The organism is Escherichia sp. KTE114 (assembly GCF_000407765.1).
GTDB lineage: Bacteria > Pseudomonadota > Gammaproteobacteria > Enterobacterales > Enterobacteriaceae > Escherichia > Escherichia ruysiae.
Genome location: NZ_KE136626.1, coordinates 1935845 through 1951593, shown reverse-complemented (window position 1 = coordinate 1951593; position 15749 = coordinate 1935845). Strand labels below are relative to the sequence as shown.

The window sequence follows — 15749 nt, the reverse complement described above, 5'->3', positions numbered from 1 at the left end:
CTACAATGTCTGACTCGCCCTAAAACTTATTTAAATCCTTTCTGCTGCTTTATCAGCTCATACGCCTGCTGAATTTCCTGCGCTTTTTGCTTCGCCATCTCCATCATCTCTGGCGGTAAACCTTTCGCTACCAGCTTATCGGGATGGTGTTCGCTCATCAGCTTACGGTAGGCACGTTTAATGGTGGTTGCATCATCCGTCGGCTTCACGCCCAGCACGTTACAGGCATCTTCCAGCGTCGGGCCACGCTGCGCTTGCTGCCAGTTACCACCGCCAGACTGCTGCTGATAACCGCCGCCAAATTGCGCCCCACCCTGCATCATGCGCAGAAACTGGTCAAACTGGGCGCGGGAGATCCCCAACTCTTCAGCAATCACATACAACACCGCCCGTTCGTTTGGATGCAGTGAACCATCGGCAAATGCGGCCTGAATCTGGATCTCAAGAAACATACGAATTAAGTCAAAACGACCAAAGCAGACACTGCGAAACTGACGCATCTTTTCGCGCAGCGGGTAATTGTCTGATTTTCCCACCCGGAATGCATTTTGCGCCGCAGTACGGGAAGCTCCGTGTAAATTCATCCGATCCATGAGCAATGTGGCGATATGAATATCAGCCTCAGTAACACGCCCTTTAGATTTGGTTAAATGCCCCATCACTTCAAAAGTGGTGGCAAAAAACAGCGCCTGACGCTCGCGTTGGTTGGCGAACCACGCCATTTTGCGGCTGCGGGCTTTATCAAACATATGGCCGATTAACAGACCTAATACAACGCCCCAAAAGCCGCCGCCCATCAGTAAGGCCACGGCCACGCCAATGATTTTTCCCCAATACTGCATATATTCCCCAAATCGACACACGGATATCAGGGCTATCTCCCACAATATAAAGGTGCTTTTACCGTTTTCCGGCTGCGGTCAATTGTGGGACATCGCCTATAATTTGCATTATCATACCTGTCATTCAATGCCGTGCCTAACACCACTGACGCTATTCGGACAGGATTAACACTAGCGTAGAGATGACGAGTACGTTAGTCTCTGACCGTTTGTCACGCGCAACGTTACCGATGATGGAACAATAAAATCAACGTATGAAAAAACGTATCCCCACTCTCCTGGCCACCATGATTGCCACCGCCCTTTACAGTCAACAGGGACTGGCAGCCGACCTCGCCTCACAGTGTATGTTGGGCGTGCCAAGCTATGACCGTCCTCTGGTACAGGGCGATACTAACGACTTACCCGTGACGATTAATGCTGACCACGCAAAGGGGAATTACCCCGATGACGCCGTGTTTACTGGCAGCGTAGATATCATGCAGGGTAACAGCCGTCTGCAGGCCGACGAAGTGCAGCTCCATCAAAAAGAGGCACCAGGACAACCGGAGCCGATACGTACTGTTGATGCGCTCGGTAATGTCCATTACGACGATAACCAGGTGATCCTCAAAGGGCCGAAAGGCTGGGCGAATCTGAACACCAAAGATACCAACGTCTGGGAAGGTGATTACCAGATGGTGGGTCGCCAGGGTCGTGGTAAAGCGGACCTGATGAAACAGCGTGGCGAAAACCGCTACACCATTCTGGATAACGGTAGCTTTACTTCCTGTTTGCCAGGTTCTGATACCTGGAGCGTGGTAGGTAGCGAAATTATTCATGACCGCGAAGAACAAGTTGCGGAGATCTGGAACGCCCGCTTTAAGGTGGGTCCGGTTCCGATCTTTTACAGCCCGTATTTGCAGTTGCCGGTGGGTGATAAACGCCGTTCTGGTTTCTTGATTCCGAACGCCAAATACACCACCACCAACTACTTTGAATTCTATCTGCCATATTACTGGAACATCGCGCCAAATATGGATGCCACCATCACGCCGCATTATATGCATCGTCGTGGCAACATCATGTGGGAGAACGAATTCCGTTATCTCACCCAGGCAGGCGCAGGCTTGATGGAACTGGATTATCTGCCTTCGGATAAAGTCTATGAAGATGAACATCCAGAAGATAGCAATTCACGCCGTTGGTTGTTCTACTGGCAACACTCCGGAGTGATGGACCAGGTTTGGCGCTTTAACATCGACTACACCAAAGTCAGCGACCCGACCTATTTCAACGATTTTGATAATAAATATGGTTCCAGTACCGATGGTTACGCAACGCAAAAATTCAGCGTTGGCTATGCGGTGCAGAACTTTGACGCTACGCTTTCGCATAAACAATTCCAGGTTTTTGATGATACCAGTGGCAACAGCTATGCCGCTGAACCGCAGTTAGACGTCAACTACTACCATAACGATCTCGGCCCTTTTGATACCCGAGTTTATGGTCAGGCAGTGCATTTTGTTAATACAAACAGCAATATGCCAGAGGCTACTCGCGTTCATCTGGAGCCGACGATCAATCTGCCGTTATCTAACACCTGGGGCAGTATCAATACCGAAGCGAAGCTACTGGCTACCCATTATCAGCAGACCAATCTCGACTGGTATAACAGCAACCCACAAAACAATAAGTTGGCAGATTCTGTTAACCGCGTAATGCCGCAATTTAAAGTTGACGGCAAAATGGTCTTCGAACGTGATATGGAAATGCTGGCGCCAGGTTACACCCAGACGCTGGAGCCGCGCGCTCAATACCTGTATGTGCCGTATCGCGATCAGAGCAAAATCTATAACTATGACTCCGCACTGTTGCAATCCGACTACTCAGGCCTGTTCCGGGACCGGAGTTATGGCGGTCTTGACCGTGTTGCTTCCGCAAACCAAGTGACGACCGGTATCACAACTCGCGTATATGATGATGCAGCCGTTGAACGTTTTAATATTTCCGTTGGTCAAATCTACTATTTCACGGAGTCTCGCACCGGCGATGACAACATAACATGGGAGAATGACGACAAAACGGGCTCACTGGTATGGGCAGGCGATACCTACTGGCGCATCTCCGAACGCTGGGGATTACGTGGCGGCATTCAGTACGATACTCGTCTGGATAACGTAGCCACCAGTAACACCAGTATTGAATACCGTCGTGATGAAGACCGTCTGGTACAGCTGAACTATCGCTATGCCAGCCCGGAATATATACAGGCGACACTGCCTAATTATTATTCCACATATGAACAATTTAAAAACGGTATTTCGCAGGTAGGTGCAGTCGCCAGCTGGCCAATCGCCGATCGTTGGTCAATTGTCGGGGCTTACTACTACGACACCAATGCGAACAAGCAAGCCGACTCTATGTTAGGCGTGCAATACAGCTCCTGCTGCTATGCGATTCGCGTCGGTTACGAGCGGAAGCTGAACGGTTGGGATAACGATAAACAACATGCGGTATATGACAACGCAATCGGCTTTAACATCGAACTTCGCGGCCTGAGCTCTAACTACGGTCTGGGTACGCAAGAGATGCTGCGTTCGAACATTCTGCCGTATCAAAACTCTTTGTGATTTGTTGATTTACCACGTAATCCGCAGTGCGGTTAATTGAAATGGAAAAAGTATGAAGAACTGGAAAACGCTGCTTCTCGGTATCGCGATGATCGCGAATACCAGTTTCGCTGCCCCCCAGGTAGTCGATAAAGTCGCAGCCGTCGTCAATAACGGCGTCGTGCTGGAAAGCGACGTTGATGGATTAATGCAGTCGGTAAAAATGAATGCCGCCCAGGCAAGGCAGCAACTTCCTGATGACGCGACGCTGCGCCACCAAATCATGGAGCGTTTGATCATGGATCAAATCCTCTTGCAGATGGGGCAGAAAATGGGAGTGAAAATCTCCGATGAGCAGCTCGATCAGGCGATTGCCAATATTGCCAAACAGAACAATATGACGCTGGATCAGATGCGCAGCCGTCTGGCCTACGATGGTCTGAACTACAACACCTATCGTAACCAGATCCGCAAAGAGATGATTATCTCTGAAGTGCGTAACAACGAAGTGCGTCGTCGTATCACCATCCTGCCGCAGGAAGTTGAAGCTCTGGCGCAACAAGTCGGTAATCAAAACGATGCCAGCACTGAGCTGAACTTAAGCCACATCCTGATCCCGCTGCCGGAAAACCCGTCTTCTGAGCAGGTAAACGAAGCGGAAACGCAGGCGCGTGCCATTGTCGATCAGGCTCGTAACGGCGCTGATTTCGGTAAACTGGCGATCGCTCACTCTGCCGATCAGCAGGCGCTGAACGGCGGTCAGATGGGCTGGGGTCGTATTCAGGAACTGCCGGGAATTTTCGCCCAGGCGTTAAGCACGGCGAAGAAAGGCGATATTGTTGGTCCGATTCGTTCTGGCGTTGGCTTCCATATTCTGAAAGTTAACGACCTGCGCGGCGAAAGCAAAAATATCTCGGTGACCGAAGTTCATGCTCGCCATATTCTGCTGAAACCGTCGCCGATCATGACTGACGAACAGGCCCGCGTGAAACTGGAACAAATTGCAGCGGACATCAAGAGTGGTAAAACAACTTTTGCTGCCGCAGCGAAAGAGTTCTCTCAGGATCCTGGCTCTGCCAACCAGGGCGGCGATCTTGGCTGGGCAACGCCAGATATTTTCGATCCGGCCTTCCGTGACGCGTTGACCCGCCTGAATAAAGGTCAAATGAGTGCACCGGTTCACTCTTCATTCGGCTGGCATTTAATCGAACTGCTGGATACCCGTAATGTCGATAAAACCGACGCTGCGCAGAAAGATCGTGCTTATCGTATGCTGATGAACCGTAAGTTCTCGGAAGAAGCAGCAAGCTGGATGCAGGAACAACGCGCCAGCGCCTACGTTAAAATCCTGAGCAACTAATGGTTAAAACCCAACGTGTTGTGATCACTCCCGGCGAACCCGCCGGGATTGGCCCGGACTTAGTTGTCCAGCTTGCACAGCGTGAGTGGCCGGTCGAACTGGTTGTTTGTGCCGATGCTACTCTCCTTACCGACCGGGCAGTGATGCTCGGTTTGCCGCTTACTCTCCGCCCTTATTCCCCAGACTCCCCTGCACAACCGCAAACTGCTGGCACATTAACGCTACTTCCTGTCGCGCTACGATCACCTGTGACTGCGGGGCAATTAACGGTTGAAAATGGGCATTACGTGGTAGAGACGCTGGCGCGAGCGTGTGATGGCTGTCTGAACGGTGAATTTGCCGCACTGATTACCGGCCCCGTGCATAAAGGCGTCATTAACGACGCTGGTATTCCGTTTACCGGTCATACCGAGTTTTTCGAAGAACGCTCGCAGGCAAAAAAAGTCGTGATGATGCTGGCAACCGAAGAACTTCGCGTGGCGCTGGCAACGACGCATTTACCGCTACGTGATATCGCTGACGCCATCACCCCACCACTGCTGCATGAAGTCATTTCTATTTTGCATCACGATTTGCAAACCAAATTTGGTATTGCTGAGCCGCGCATTCTGGTCTGTGGACTGAATCCGCACGCAGGTGAAGGCGGTCATATGGGCACGGAAGAGATAGACACCATCATTCCGGTGCTCGACGAGTTACGGGCGCAGGGGATGAAACTCAACGGGCCTTTGCCTGCCGATACCCTGTTTCAGCCTAAATATCTCGACAACGCCGACGCGGTGCTGGCGATGTACCACGATCAGGGTCTTCCCGTGCTAAAATACCAGGGCTTCGGGCGCGGTGTGAACATTACGCTGGGCCTGCCCTTTATTCGCACATCGGTTGACCACGGCACCGCGCTGGAACTGGCGGGACGTGGCAAAGCCGATGTCGGCAGTTTTATTACGGCGCTTAATCTCGCCATCAAAATGATTGTTAATACCCAATGAATAAACGAGTCCACCAGGGCCACTTAGCCCGTAAACGCTTCGGGCAAAACTTTCTCAACGATCAGTTCGTGATCGACAGCATTGTTTCTGCCATTAACCCGCAGAAGGGTCAGGCGATGGTCGAAATCGGCCCCGGTCTGGCGGCATTGACCGAACCGGTCGGCGAACGTCTGGACCAGCTGACGGTCATCGAACTTGACCGCGATCTGGCGGCACGTCTGCAAACGCATCCGTTCTTAGGCCCGAAACTGACGATTTATCAGCAGGATGCGATGACCTTTAACTTCGGTGAGCTGTCCGAGAAAATGGGGCAGCCGCTACGAGTTTTCGGTAACCTGCCGTATAACATCTCCACGCCGTTGATGTTCCATCTGTTTAGCTATACTGATGCCATTGCCGACATGCACTTTATGTTGCAAAAAGAGGTGGTGAATCGTCTGGTTGCAGGACCGAACAGCAAAGCGTATGGTCGATTAAGCGTCATGGCGCAATATTATTGCAACGTGATCCCGGTGCTGGAAGTACCGCCATCAGCCTTTACACCACCACCAAAAGTGGATTCCGCCGTCGTGCGCCTGGTTCCTCATGCAACGATGCCTTACCCGGTTAAAGATGTTCGCGTGTTAAGCCGTATCACCACCGAAGCCTTTAACCAGCGTCGTAAAACCATTCGTAACAGCCTCGGCAACCTGTTTAGCGTCGAGGTGTTAACGGGAATGGGCATCGACCCGGCGATGCGAGCGGAAAATATCTCTGTCGCGCAATATTGCCAGATGGCGAACTATCTGGCGGAGAACGCGTCTTTGCAGGAGAGTTAACGATGATCAATTCGCCCCGAGTGTGTATTCAGGTTCAAAGTGTTTACATTGAAGCGCAATCTTCACCTGATAATGAACGTTACGTTTTTTCTTATACCGTAACCATACGCAACCTGGGGCGAGCGCCAGTGCAGTTGTTGGGGCGTTACTGGCTGATCACCAACGGCAATGGCCGTGAAACCGAAGTCCAGGGCGAAGGTGTGGTGGGCGTTCAGCCGCATATCGCCCCTGGCGAAGAGTACCAGTACACCAGCGGTGCGATTATTGAAACACCGATGGGCACCATGCAGGGTCACTACGAAATGATCGATGAAAATGGCGTTCCATTCAGCATCGACATTCCTGTATTCCGACTCTCCGTTCCAATACTCATTCATTAAAATAATATGGCGACATACCTTATTGGCGACGTTCATGGTTGTTACGATGAACTGATCGCATTGCTGCATAAAGTGGAATTTACCCCTGGGAAAGATACCCTCTGGCTGACGGGCGACCTGGTCGCGCGCGGGCCTGGTTCGCTTGATGTTCTGCGCTATGTAAAATCCTTAGGCGACAGCGTGCGTCTGGTTCTGGGTAATCACGATCTGCATCTGCTGGCGGTATTCGCCGGGATCAGCCGTAATAAACCCAAAGATCGCCTGACACCGCTGCTGGAAGCGCCGGACGCCGACGAGCTGCTTAACTGGCTGCGTCGCCAGCCTCTGCTGCAAATCGACGAAGAGAAAAAACTGGTGATGGCTCACGCGGGGATCACGCCGCAGTGGGACTTAGAGACAGCCAAAGAGTGTGCTCACGACGTAGAAGCAGTATTGTCGAGTGACTCCTATCCCTTCTTTCTCGACGCTATGTACGGCGATATGCCAAATAACTGGTCACCGGAATTGCGGGGGCTGGGAAGACTGCGTTTTATCACCAACGCCTTTACCCGTATGCGTTTTTGCTTCCCGAACGGTCAACTGGATATGTACAGCAAAGAATCGCCGGAAGAGGCCCCTGCCCCACTGAAACCGTGGTTTGCGATTCCTGGCCCTGTCGCTGAAGAATACAGCATCGCCTTTGGTCACTGGGCATCGCTGGAGGGCAAAGGTACGCCAGAAGGTATTTACGCGCTGGATACAGGATGCTGCTGGGGCGGGACATTAACCTGCCTGCGCTGGGAAGATAAGCAGTATTTCGTCCAGCCGTCGAACCGGCACAAAGATATGGGCGAAGCGGCGGCGTCTTAATACAATACCGTTACCATTCAGGGAGGAATAATGGCTGACTATTTTGATATTCTGCAAGTCCATGAAATAACAAATGGCATCGGTATTTTCAAACAACGCAGCGCGGCAAAAAAACGCCGCGCTTCTTTGTATGGCTTAATAATCGTCATCGAAGGGTAACGCGCGATCTCGCGACCAGCGGGCATATAATCGCAGGGCGGCATTCACGCCATCACAGTCATAGCTGAAAATGAATTCCTTAATATCAATTTCACTCTCTTCTTGCAGGCCCAGTATCTCAAGATACTCTTCATACTCTTCTTCGTTATTCTGCGGATCAAAAATCACCTTCAGAAAATGCATATAACTTTCAGGCCCACCGCTATCTTCAGGAGGGCACATCATCAAGCCTTCCACGCACTCAAAGGGAGTCTGCATTTCATCCCAAAAGTAGTTTTTATCTTCAAGGACGATTTCATGCTCCCAGCCATCACCAAAATCATAGGTGTAGGTTAATTTATTCCCCTTACTCTTAAGCAGTTCGTTAAGCCGAATTTCAGCTTCATCAGCCTCATTTACCGCTTCGGGGAATTCCGTATAAATTTGCTTTTTAAATTTAAAATTATGCAAATGACAGTCATCCCAACCCATGACGATCTGCACAACATCGTGTAATCGATCAAGCGTCAGATTGGCGGGAACAACAAACCGGCGCCAGACTGCCGGTTCGACATCTTTAAGCGTAATTTTAAGCTGATAAAAGTTATTCACATCGGTCTCCTTATGCCATGTAAACCCTTTATCTGGAGAAAAATTACCGCCGCTCCAGAATCTCAAAGCAATAGCTGTGAGAGTTCTGCGCATCGGCGTCGTGGAATTCGCTGAATACCGATTCCCAGTCATCCGGCTCGTAATCCGGGAAATGGGTGTCGCCTTCCACTTCTGCGTCGATATGCGTCAGATACAGTTTTTGCGCTTTGGGCAGGAACTGCTCATAAACGCGTCCACCGCCAATCACCATAATCTCCGGTACGTCACCACACGCGGCGATGGCTTCATCCAACGATTTAACCCACGTTACGCGATCGTCCGTACCTGGCTTGCTGCTGAGGATAATATTCTTGCGCCCAGGCAGCGGGCGACCGATGGATTCCCAGGTATGGCGCCCCATAATCACGGGTTTATTTAAGGTGTTACGTTTAAACCAGGCGAGATCGGCAGGCAGGTTCCACGGCATGGCGTTTTCCATGCCGATAACGCGATCTACCGCTAACGCCGCAATCAGACTGATCATTGAGATTTCCCGATAAAAAAAATTGTCGCCACTATACGTAAAGCGTAAACCTTCGTCGACTGGCGTGAGGATGATGTTGAGGAAAATTTTATATTCTGCTGGCGAGTCCACGCTATGCCCCTGGACTCGCCTCATTACAGTTGCGCAAAAACAAACAGTTAGTTGTAAAGCGTGTGCTACATCACACTTTCTGATTACGATGGCTTAGTTTCTGGCTCATCCGCCATGTTGCCGGTATGTTTGCCTTCTTCGGTTCCCTGCCAGCCATGCCGTTGAATTAATGACAGATGTTCGCGATCCTCAGTAATAATCTCGCTTAACATCGCGCTGGTGCGTTTATAGACTGCCGCGCGGGCTTTGGTGTCGTTTTCGCCCATTGCCATCTCTTCCACCATCTGAATATTAAAGCGGCGGAACACATCCGCGCGTTCTCGCGCTTCATATGGCCCAAGACCTAAACTTTCCAGCGCCAGCCGCCCGGTTTTCAACGCGCCTTCGAAAGTTTCACGCTCCGGCTTTTCAACGCCTGCCTGGCGCAGGCGGATATAGTGATCAACATCGCGGGCACGGGCAATAATCTGCAAATGTGGGAAATGCTCCTTCACCATCTCCGTCAGTTGCAGATTGGTTTGCGGATCGTCGATGGCGTTAATCAGCACTTCTGCTTTCGCCGCTCCGGCAGATTCCAGTAAATCCATCCGCGTGGCATCGCCGTAAAACACTTTCATGCCGAATTTGCGCAACGTTTCGATATGGTCAGGATCGTGATCGAGCACCACCATTTTTACCCCGCTGGAGAGCAGTAAACGTCCGGTGATCTGCCCAAAACGTCCAAATCCAGCAACAATGACCCGTGGCTGTTCTTCGTCAATCTCATCGGCTTCACGCGCTTCTTCAGTAGAAGATTGCTCAAGGCGATTGAGGATCACCAGCAGAATCGGCGTTGCCGCCATCGACAGCGCCACCGCCAGGGTCAGCGATTTCGCCCACTCCGGCTCCAGCACATTTGCCATTTGCGCTGCACCAAACACCACAAAGGCAAACTCACTACCCTGCCCTAACAGCACCGCAAACCAGCGACGCTGCTTATTCGGCACCTGTAACGGCCGGGCAATTAGCCACAGCATGGCGATTTTGATGATGAGGAAACCAAGCAGCAAAATGACAATGCGTAATGGATTTTCAAGCAGCGTGCCAAAGTCTATCGACATGCCAACGCCAATGAAAAACAGCCCCAGCAGCAAACCTTTGAACGGTTCGATATCGCTTTCCAGCGCATGACGATATTCCGAGCTTGCCAGCAGTACGCCCGCCAGAAACGCGCCCATCGCCATCGACAAGCCAACCTCTTCCAGCAGCAAACCAAAGCCAAACACGAGGAATAACGCCACGGCACTGAATACTTCCCGCAAGCCAGAGCGGGCAACAAAACGCAGCGCCGGACGCGTGACATAGCGCCCCAGCAATACTACCAGCACCAGTGCGCCCGCCACTTTTAATGCCGAGAGAGCAAATGCGCCCATCGTCGTCGAGGCGCTGCTCGCCGCCAGTAGCGGGATCATCGCTACCAGCGGGATTGCGGCAATATCCTGGAACAGCAGTACCGCAAAGGCGCTGCGTCCCATCTGCGTCACCATTAGGTTACGCTCATTCATCGCCTGCATGGCAATCGCCGTAGAGGAGAGCGCCAGCGTCATGCCGATCAGTTCCGCTACCTGCCAGCGCAGCCCAAGTAACATGCAGAATAGCCCCAGCAGGCCGCCACAAATCACCATCTGCAACGCGCCACCACCGAACACCGCCGCACGCAGCTTCCACAGCCTTTGTGGGTCGAGTTCGAGGCCAATGATAAACAGCATCAGCACCACGCCGATTTCAGCAAAGTGCAGGATAGATTCGGCATCGGTCACCAGCCGCAGCCCCCACGGGCCAATAATGCAGCCTGCGATCAGGTAGCCAAGTACCGATCCCAGACCGAGGCGTACTGCAATGGGTACAATCAGCGCCGCCGAACCGAGGTAGATCAGCGCCTGAATCAGCGTATGACTATCCATGATGTGCCTCCTGCCATTCCAGCAGACGTTGCTTATAGTGACGCGCCTGCCCTTCGAGGGTTTCGTCGTCACAAATAAAGGTGCAGTGCATGGCAAACGGCGGCAGCCAGTTCAGCCCACAGTAGATCGCCGTCGCCTGTAGCGGCTGCGACAGCACATCAAAGCCCGGATGCGCGCCAATCTCAAAATGGCTTTCCCCGCCGCCGGTCGTCACCGCCCACAGCAAATGTTTGCCATGCAGCGCCGTACCGCCGTGACCGTAAGCCCAGCCGTGCGAGAGGACTTTATCGATCCAAAGTTTAAGGAGCGGTGGAATGCTGTACCACTGCATCGGGTGCTGCCAGACGATCAGATCGGCGCGAGACAGCGCCTCTTGCTCGGCGGCAATATCGATATTGAAGTCAGGATAGAGTTGATAAAGAGAGCGAATTTCGACGCCTTCCAGCGTCCTTGCCTGTTCAAGCATCCGTTTATTCGCATGGGAATGATGCGGATAAGGATGCGCATAAATTATGAGAATCATAGTTAGCCTGCGCGGTTACGCCTTTGTTTTCCCACAAAGTGTAGTCACATATTCACGCGGCTTATAGTCAATAATATTGATTCAGAAAAGAGAGAATTCTGAATAAATTACCCCGCTCGCTGCCTGCGGATCGTCATATTGCTGGTCTGCGCCAGTGACATCCCACGGGTTTCCGGGGCAAACGCTACGGAAATCAACAAGCCAAACAGCGAGATACCCGCCCCCATTAGCATCGTGTTACTGATACCGTAATTATTGATAAAGATCGGCAGCGCCCAGGTCGAAACAATGGTGCCAATCCGGCTTAAGGACATAATCACCCCCACGGCAGAAGCGCGGATATCCGTCGGGAAGAGTTCATTAGGATAAAGCCACTGCAAATTACCCGGCCCGCCAGAGAAAAAGGCATACACCGCGAACGCCATCACCACCAGCCAAATCCCCATATCCGGGATCAGCCCCAAAACCGCCAGCGCCAGCGTCATCATGGCAAAGCTGCCAATCAACAATGGACGCCGTCCGGCAGTGTTTAGCCACAGCATCGGCGGAATACAGCCGAGCATAAAGAACAGGCTAATCACCACATTTCCCAGCGCCGCATTTTTGCCGACGCCCAGCCCCAAAAGACCAACGATTTGCGGACCAAAGGTGTAAATGGCGAACATTGGGATCACCTGGCAAGTCCAGATGGCAGCAACAAACAGAACAAACGGAAAATGGCGACGGTTAAACAGATCGCGAAAACGGGTTTGCTGTGGCTGCTCTTCATCGAAAGCCACCGGTTCGCCAAACAGTTTGATCATCATCTCTTCGCACTCTTTTACTCGCCCTTTGCGTAGCAGCCAGCGGGGAGATTCAGGCAGTTCGAATCGACCAATCAAAATCAACAAACACGGGATCGCCGCGCTACCCAACATCCAGCGCCAACCACCTTCCACATCATAAAGCCAGTAACCGACCAGATCGGCGCAGGTCGCGCCGACATACCACATGGCGGCGATAAAGCTGATGGAGAACGCCCGCTGACGGGTGCTGGAGAACTCGGTGATCATTGAGGTGGCGATGGGATAATCCGCGCCAATGACAATGCCGATGAGTACCCGCATCACCAGCAGTTCTACGGGGGATGAGACAAACATCGTCGCCACCGATATCACGCCGATGGCGATGATATCAATGAGGAACATTTTGCGCCGTCCGACTTTATCGGAGATATAGCCAAACAGCGATGTACCGACAAACAGCCCGGCGAGCGTTCCCGCGCCCAGCAAGCCAATCCAGTCGGCGTCCAGTTTCAGTGCCGGAGTCAGTTGCTCCAACGCCACGCCAATCATTACCAGTACGTAACCATCCAGAAACGGACCACCGCTTCCCCACAGCAAAATGCGGCGGTGAATAGAGGAGAATTTGAGATCGTCAAAGTTTCTGGACGGTTGCATGGGTTATTCCTGTTTTTTTGCAATGAGAGTCAGTACGGCGTTACGTATCAAACCAACATCAGCCGTAACGGAACTCCACACCAAAGGTGCCGCGCGGGTATTCCCACTGTTCCAGCGCCGACCCCAGCCCCAGAATGCGACAGGTGCCGCACTCCAGACATCCGGCGTAATCGAAGCGCACACTGCCGTCATCCTGCTTCTTGTACAGACCTGCGGGGCACGCTTTCACCAGCAGCTCCAGCGCCTGTTTATCAGCATCGGCCTTCACAACAATGTGCGGATGCTCTTCATCGACATTGAATTTATTGACGCCCAGTTTGACGTCCACATTGACGGGAGAAGTCATAAAACGGTCACTCCTTTCATGCCATCCTTGATTAGATTGATGAAGCCCACTTTCTTACCGTGGCGGAGGATTTTCTTGCGCATCAGTTCCGGCGCGCTGCCGTCAATGGTGAACAGGTCACGCGCCACGCCCACCGCCAGTTCCGGGTAGCAGCTAAACATGCGTGGGTTATCAAGGAACGCCGGTAGTTTTTGGTACATGCGCATATCGCGCAGCGGGCCACTCTCAAGATGTTGACGATATTCCGCCAGTTTCTGCTTACTGAAATCGTCGCTTTTCATCGCTGAAAGCACGGTTTTTGCTGCGGCTTCCCCGGCGGCAATCGCCAGATCCATACCGCGAATGGTAAAACCGAGGTTCATACACATTCCGGCGGCATCACCCGCAATCAATACGCCGTCACCAACCAACTCCGGCAGCATGTTGATGCCTGCTTCCGGCACTACGTGAGCGGAATATTCCACCAGCTTGCCGCCCGCAATCAGCGGTGCAACTGCCGGATGCTGTTTGAAATCTTCCAGCATTTGCGGCACCGATTTTTTCGCGTCATGCAGATGATGCAGACCACAAACCAGCCCCAGCGACAGGGTGTTTTCATTGGTATAAAGGAAGCCGCCGCCCATCAGGCCATCAGTGGGGGAACCCGCAAACAGGCAAGCCGCGCCCTGATTACCCTGCAACTGAAAACGGTCTTCGATAACCGACTTCGGTAACTCGATCAGTTCCTTCACGCCAACCGCCACATCCGTCGGTTTAACGCGTTTTGCCATCCCCAGCTTTTCGGCAAGGATGGAGTTCACCCCATCAGCAAGGATCACCGTTTTCGCTTCAATCACATCACCATCGGCTTCTACGCCGACAACTTTGCCATCGCGCTGTACGAGGTTATCGACGCGGATCCCGGTAATTAACTGCGCGCCCGCTTCTTCAGCCTGCTCCATCAGCCAGGCATCAAATTTACTGCGCAAAACGGAGTAAGAACGCTGGGATGGCGAGGTTTCGTCGCCATTGCAGTAGTCCATGGTCATCGCTGACTTTTCCGTCATAAACGCGAGTTTTTCATGGGTGATCAGGCGTTCTACGGGGGCGGAGTCGGCGAAACCAGGAATAATGTGTTCCAGACTGTGGGCATAGAGACGCCCACCGGTGACGTTCTTGGCACCTGCGGAATTGCCACGCTCGATAACTAACACTTGCGCCCCTTCGCGGGCGAGCACCAGTGCGGCAACCGAACCGGCAAGCCCTGCACCGACGATGATGGCGTCAAAGATATCTTCGGACATAAGAACTCCCTGTCAGCGGCAGAGCCGAAATACAGCCCTGCCTGAGTGGATCAACGCGCTAAAGCTGCGGTCAGCGCCGGAAGGATCTTCACGGCGTCGCCAACAATGCCGTAATCCGCGTACTGGAAGATCGGCGCATTTTTATCTTTATTGATGGCGAAAATGGTTTGCGACGCGTTAGCGCCAACCATGTGCTGGATCTGCCCGGAGATCCCCACAGCCAGGTACAGTTCAGGTTTCAGCATCAGGTTGGAGATACCGACATAGCGTTCGTGCTCCATCCATTTTTCGTTTTCTGCCACCGGACGAGAACAAGCCAACTCCGCACCTATCGCCTTGCAAAGCTGTTCTGCCAGCGCAATGTTCTCTTTGCTGCCAATACCGCGACCGACGCTGACCACCAGGCGGGCTTTGTCGAGATCGACGTTGTTGCTCTGGCGCGCCTGGGTTGCCGTGCGGGTAATCGCCACAGCCGGAGCCTGCCACTCCACGGTGTGCGTTTCGCCAGTACGTGACGCGTCTGGCTGAGCCGCATCGAACGTGCCGCTGCTGATGGTCAGTACCGCATACGGCGTGACAATGCGTTCTTCGCCAATCGCCAGACCACCGTAAACCATGTGTTTCACTGTCGCTTTACCGTCCTGTACGCTGACGGTGCTAGCATCGTTAGACACCGCCGCTTTAAGGCGATAACCCAGTTTTGCCGCCAGTAATTTGCCGCGACGGGTGTTTGGCAACAGCACCAGACCGTCTGCGCCGTGCTGGCGAATAGTGTCAGCCATGACACCGGCGTAATCTTCGATCATCCGATCGTCCGGTTTGCCGTTTAATTTCCAGACATGATTAGCGCCGAGCTGGATTGCCTGTGCGCCGTCGGCATCATTGAGGACAAAGGTGTTGATTTGATTAGCTAAAGCCTGCGCACCGTTCATCAGTTCCGGCAGACGAGAAGGGGTATCGCTGAATACCCAGACTTGAGAAAACGTGTTCATAGCATCCCCT

General features: G+C 52.6%; 16 protein-coding genes. 7 read left to right on the top strand and 9 right to left on the bottom strand.

The genetic code is table 11. From position 1 onward, the window contains the following. Positions 1–26: 26 nt before the first annotated feature. Positions 27–842: a co-chaperone DjlA gene (gene djlA, locus WC5_RS11585; protein WP_001200584.1), complete on the bottom strand. Its 816-nt coding sequence runs from the start codon at positions 840–842 to the stop codon at positions 27–29. Positions 843–1096: 254 nt separating this feature from the next. Here djlA and lptD point away from each other — a divergent pair, with 254 nt between their 5' ends. The 7 genes from lptD to WC5_RS25880 are packed head-to-tail and all read left to right on the top strand — an operon-like array spanning position 1097 to position 7988. After that, entirely contained in the window at positions 1097–3454 is a 2358-nt protein-coding gene (gene lptD, locus WC5_RS11590; protein WP_000746179.1) for an LPS assembly protein LptD, read from the top strand. A gap of 52 nt (positions 3455–3506) precedes the next feature. After that, positions 3507–4793 (top strand): peptidylprolyl isomerase SurA, encoded by a 1287-nt coding sequence (surA, locus tag WC5_RS11595; RefSeq protein WP_000800488.1) that lies wholly within the window; start codon positions 3507–3509, stop codon positions 4791–4793. Next, entirely contained in the window at positions 4793–5782 is a 990-nt protein-coding gene (gene pdxA, locus WC5_RS11600; RefSeq protein WP_000241275.1) for a 4-hydroxythreonine-4-phosphate dehydrogenase PdxA, read from the top strand. The genes surA and pdxA overlap by 1 nt, the downstream gene beginning before the upstream one ends. Beyond that, positions 5779–6600, top strand: a complete 822-nt coding sequence (gene rsmA / locus WC5_RS11605; RefSeq protein WP_001042780.1) for a 16S rRNA (adenine(1518)-N(6)/adenine(1519)-N(6))-dimethyltransferase RsmA — start codon at positions 5779–5781, stop codon at positions 6598–6600. Before pdxA ends, rsmA begins: the two co-directional genes overlap by 4 nt. A 2-nt stretch (positions 6601–6602) precedes the next feature. Then, positions 6603–6980, top strand: a complete 378-nt coding sequence (apaG, locus tag WC5_RS11610; RefSeq protein ID WP_000610905.1) for a Co2+/Mg2+ efflux facilitator ApaG/CorD — start codon at positions 6603–6605, stop codon at positions 6978–6980. A gap of 6 nt (positions 6981–6986) precedes the next feature. Further along, positions 6987–7829, top strand: a complete 843-nt coding sequence (apaH, locus tag WC5_RS11615) for a bis(5'-nucleosyl)-tetraphosphatase (symmetrical) ApaH (RefSeq protein WP_000257177.1) — start codon at positions 6987–6989, stop codon at positions 7827–7829. Between the two features lie 30 nt (positions 7830–7859). Continuing rightward, the gene (locus WC5_RS25880; RefSeq protein ID WP_016231573.1) at positions 7860–7988 is read left to right on the top strand and encodes a hypothetical protein; all 129 of its coding nucleotides are present in this window, start codon (positions 7860–7862) and stop codon (positions 7986–7988) included. Here WC5_RS25880 and WC5_RS11620 read toward each other — a convergent pair. The 8 genes from WC5_RS11620 to WC5_RS11650 all read right to left on the bottom strand — a co-directional run bounded on the left by WC5_RS11620 (position 7965) and on the right by WC5_RS11650 (position 15739). Then, the gene (locus WC5_RS11620; protein ID WP_001058975.1) at positions 7965–8579 is read right to left on the bottom strand and encodes a plasmid pRiA4b ORF-3 family protein; all 615 of its coding nucleotides are present in this window, start codon (positions 8577–8579) and stop codon (positions 7965–7967) included. The two genes, WC5_RS25880 and WC5_RS11620, sit on opposite strands and share 24 nt — an antisense overlap. Positions 8580–8622: 43 nt before the next feature. Continuing rightward, positions 8623–9102, bottom strand: coding sequence for a type 3 dihydrofolate reductase (gene folA, locus WC5_RS0122235; protein ID WP_024192202.1), 480 nt, complete (start codon positions 9100–9102; stop codon positions 8623–8625). Positions 9103–9296: 194 nt separating this feature from the next. After that, the gene (gene kefC, locus WC5_RS11625; protein ID WP_000377118.1) at positions 9297–11156 is read right to left on the bottom strand and encodes a glutathione-regulated potassium-efflux system protein KefC; all 1860 of its coding nucleotides are present in this window, start codon (positions 11154–11156) and stop codon (positions 9297–9299) included. After that, positions 11149–11679, bottom strand: coding sequence for a glutathione-regulated potassium-efflux system oxidoreductase KefF (gene kefF / locus WC5_RS11630; protein WP_000600737.1), 531 nt, complete (start codon positions 11677–11679; stop codon positions 11149–11151). Before kefF ends, kefC begins: the two co-directional genes overlap by 8 nt. Positions 11680–11786: 107 nt before the next feature. Further along, positions 11787–13118: an MFS transporter gene (locus WC5_RS11635; protein ID WP_001183199.1), complete on the bottom strand. Its 1332-nt coding sequence runs from the start codon at positions 13116–13118 to the stop codon at positions 11787–11789. A 58-nt stretch (positions 13119–13176) separates the two neighbouring features. After that, positions 13177–13464, bottom strand: coding sequence for a ferredoxin-like protein FixX (fixX, locus tag WC5_RS11640; protein ID WP_000203741.1), 288 nt, complete (start codon positions 13462–13464; stop codon positions 13177–13179). Next, positions 13461–14747, bottom strand: coding sequence for an FAD-dependent oxidoreductase (locus WC5_RS11645; protein WP_001287713.1), 1287 nt, complete (start codon positions 14745–14747; stop codon positions 13461–13463). Before WC5_RS11645 ends, fixX begins: the two co-directional genes overlap by 4 nt. Positions 14748–14797: 50 nt before the next feature. After that, positions 14798–15739, bottom strand: a complete 942-nt coding sequence (locus tag WC5_RS11650) for an electron transfer flavoprotein subunit alpha/FixB family protein (RefSeq protein WP_001091502.1) — start codon at positions 15737–15739, stop codon at positions 14798–14800. Positions 15740–15749: the final 10 nt, after the last annotated feature.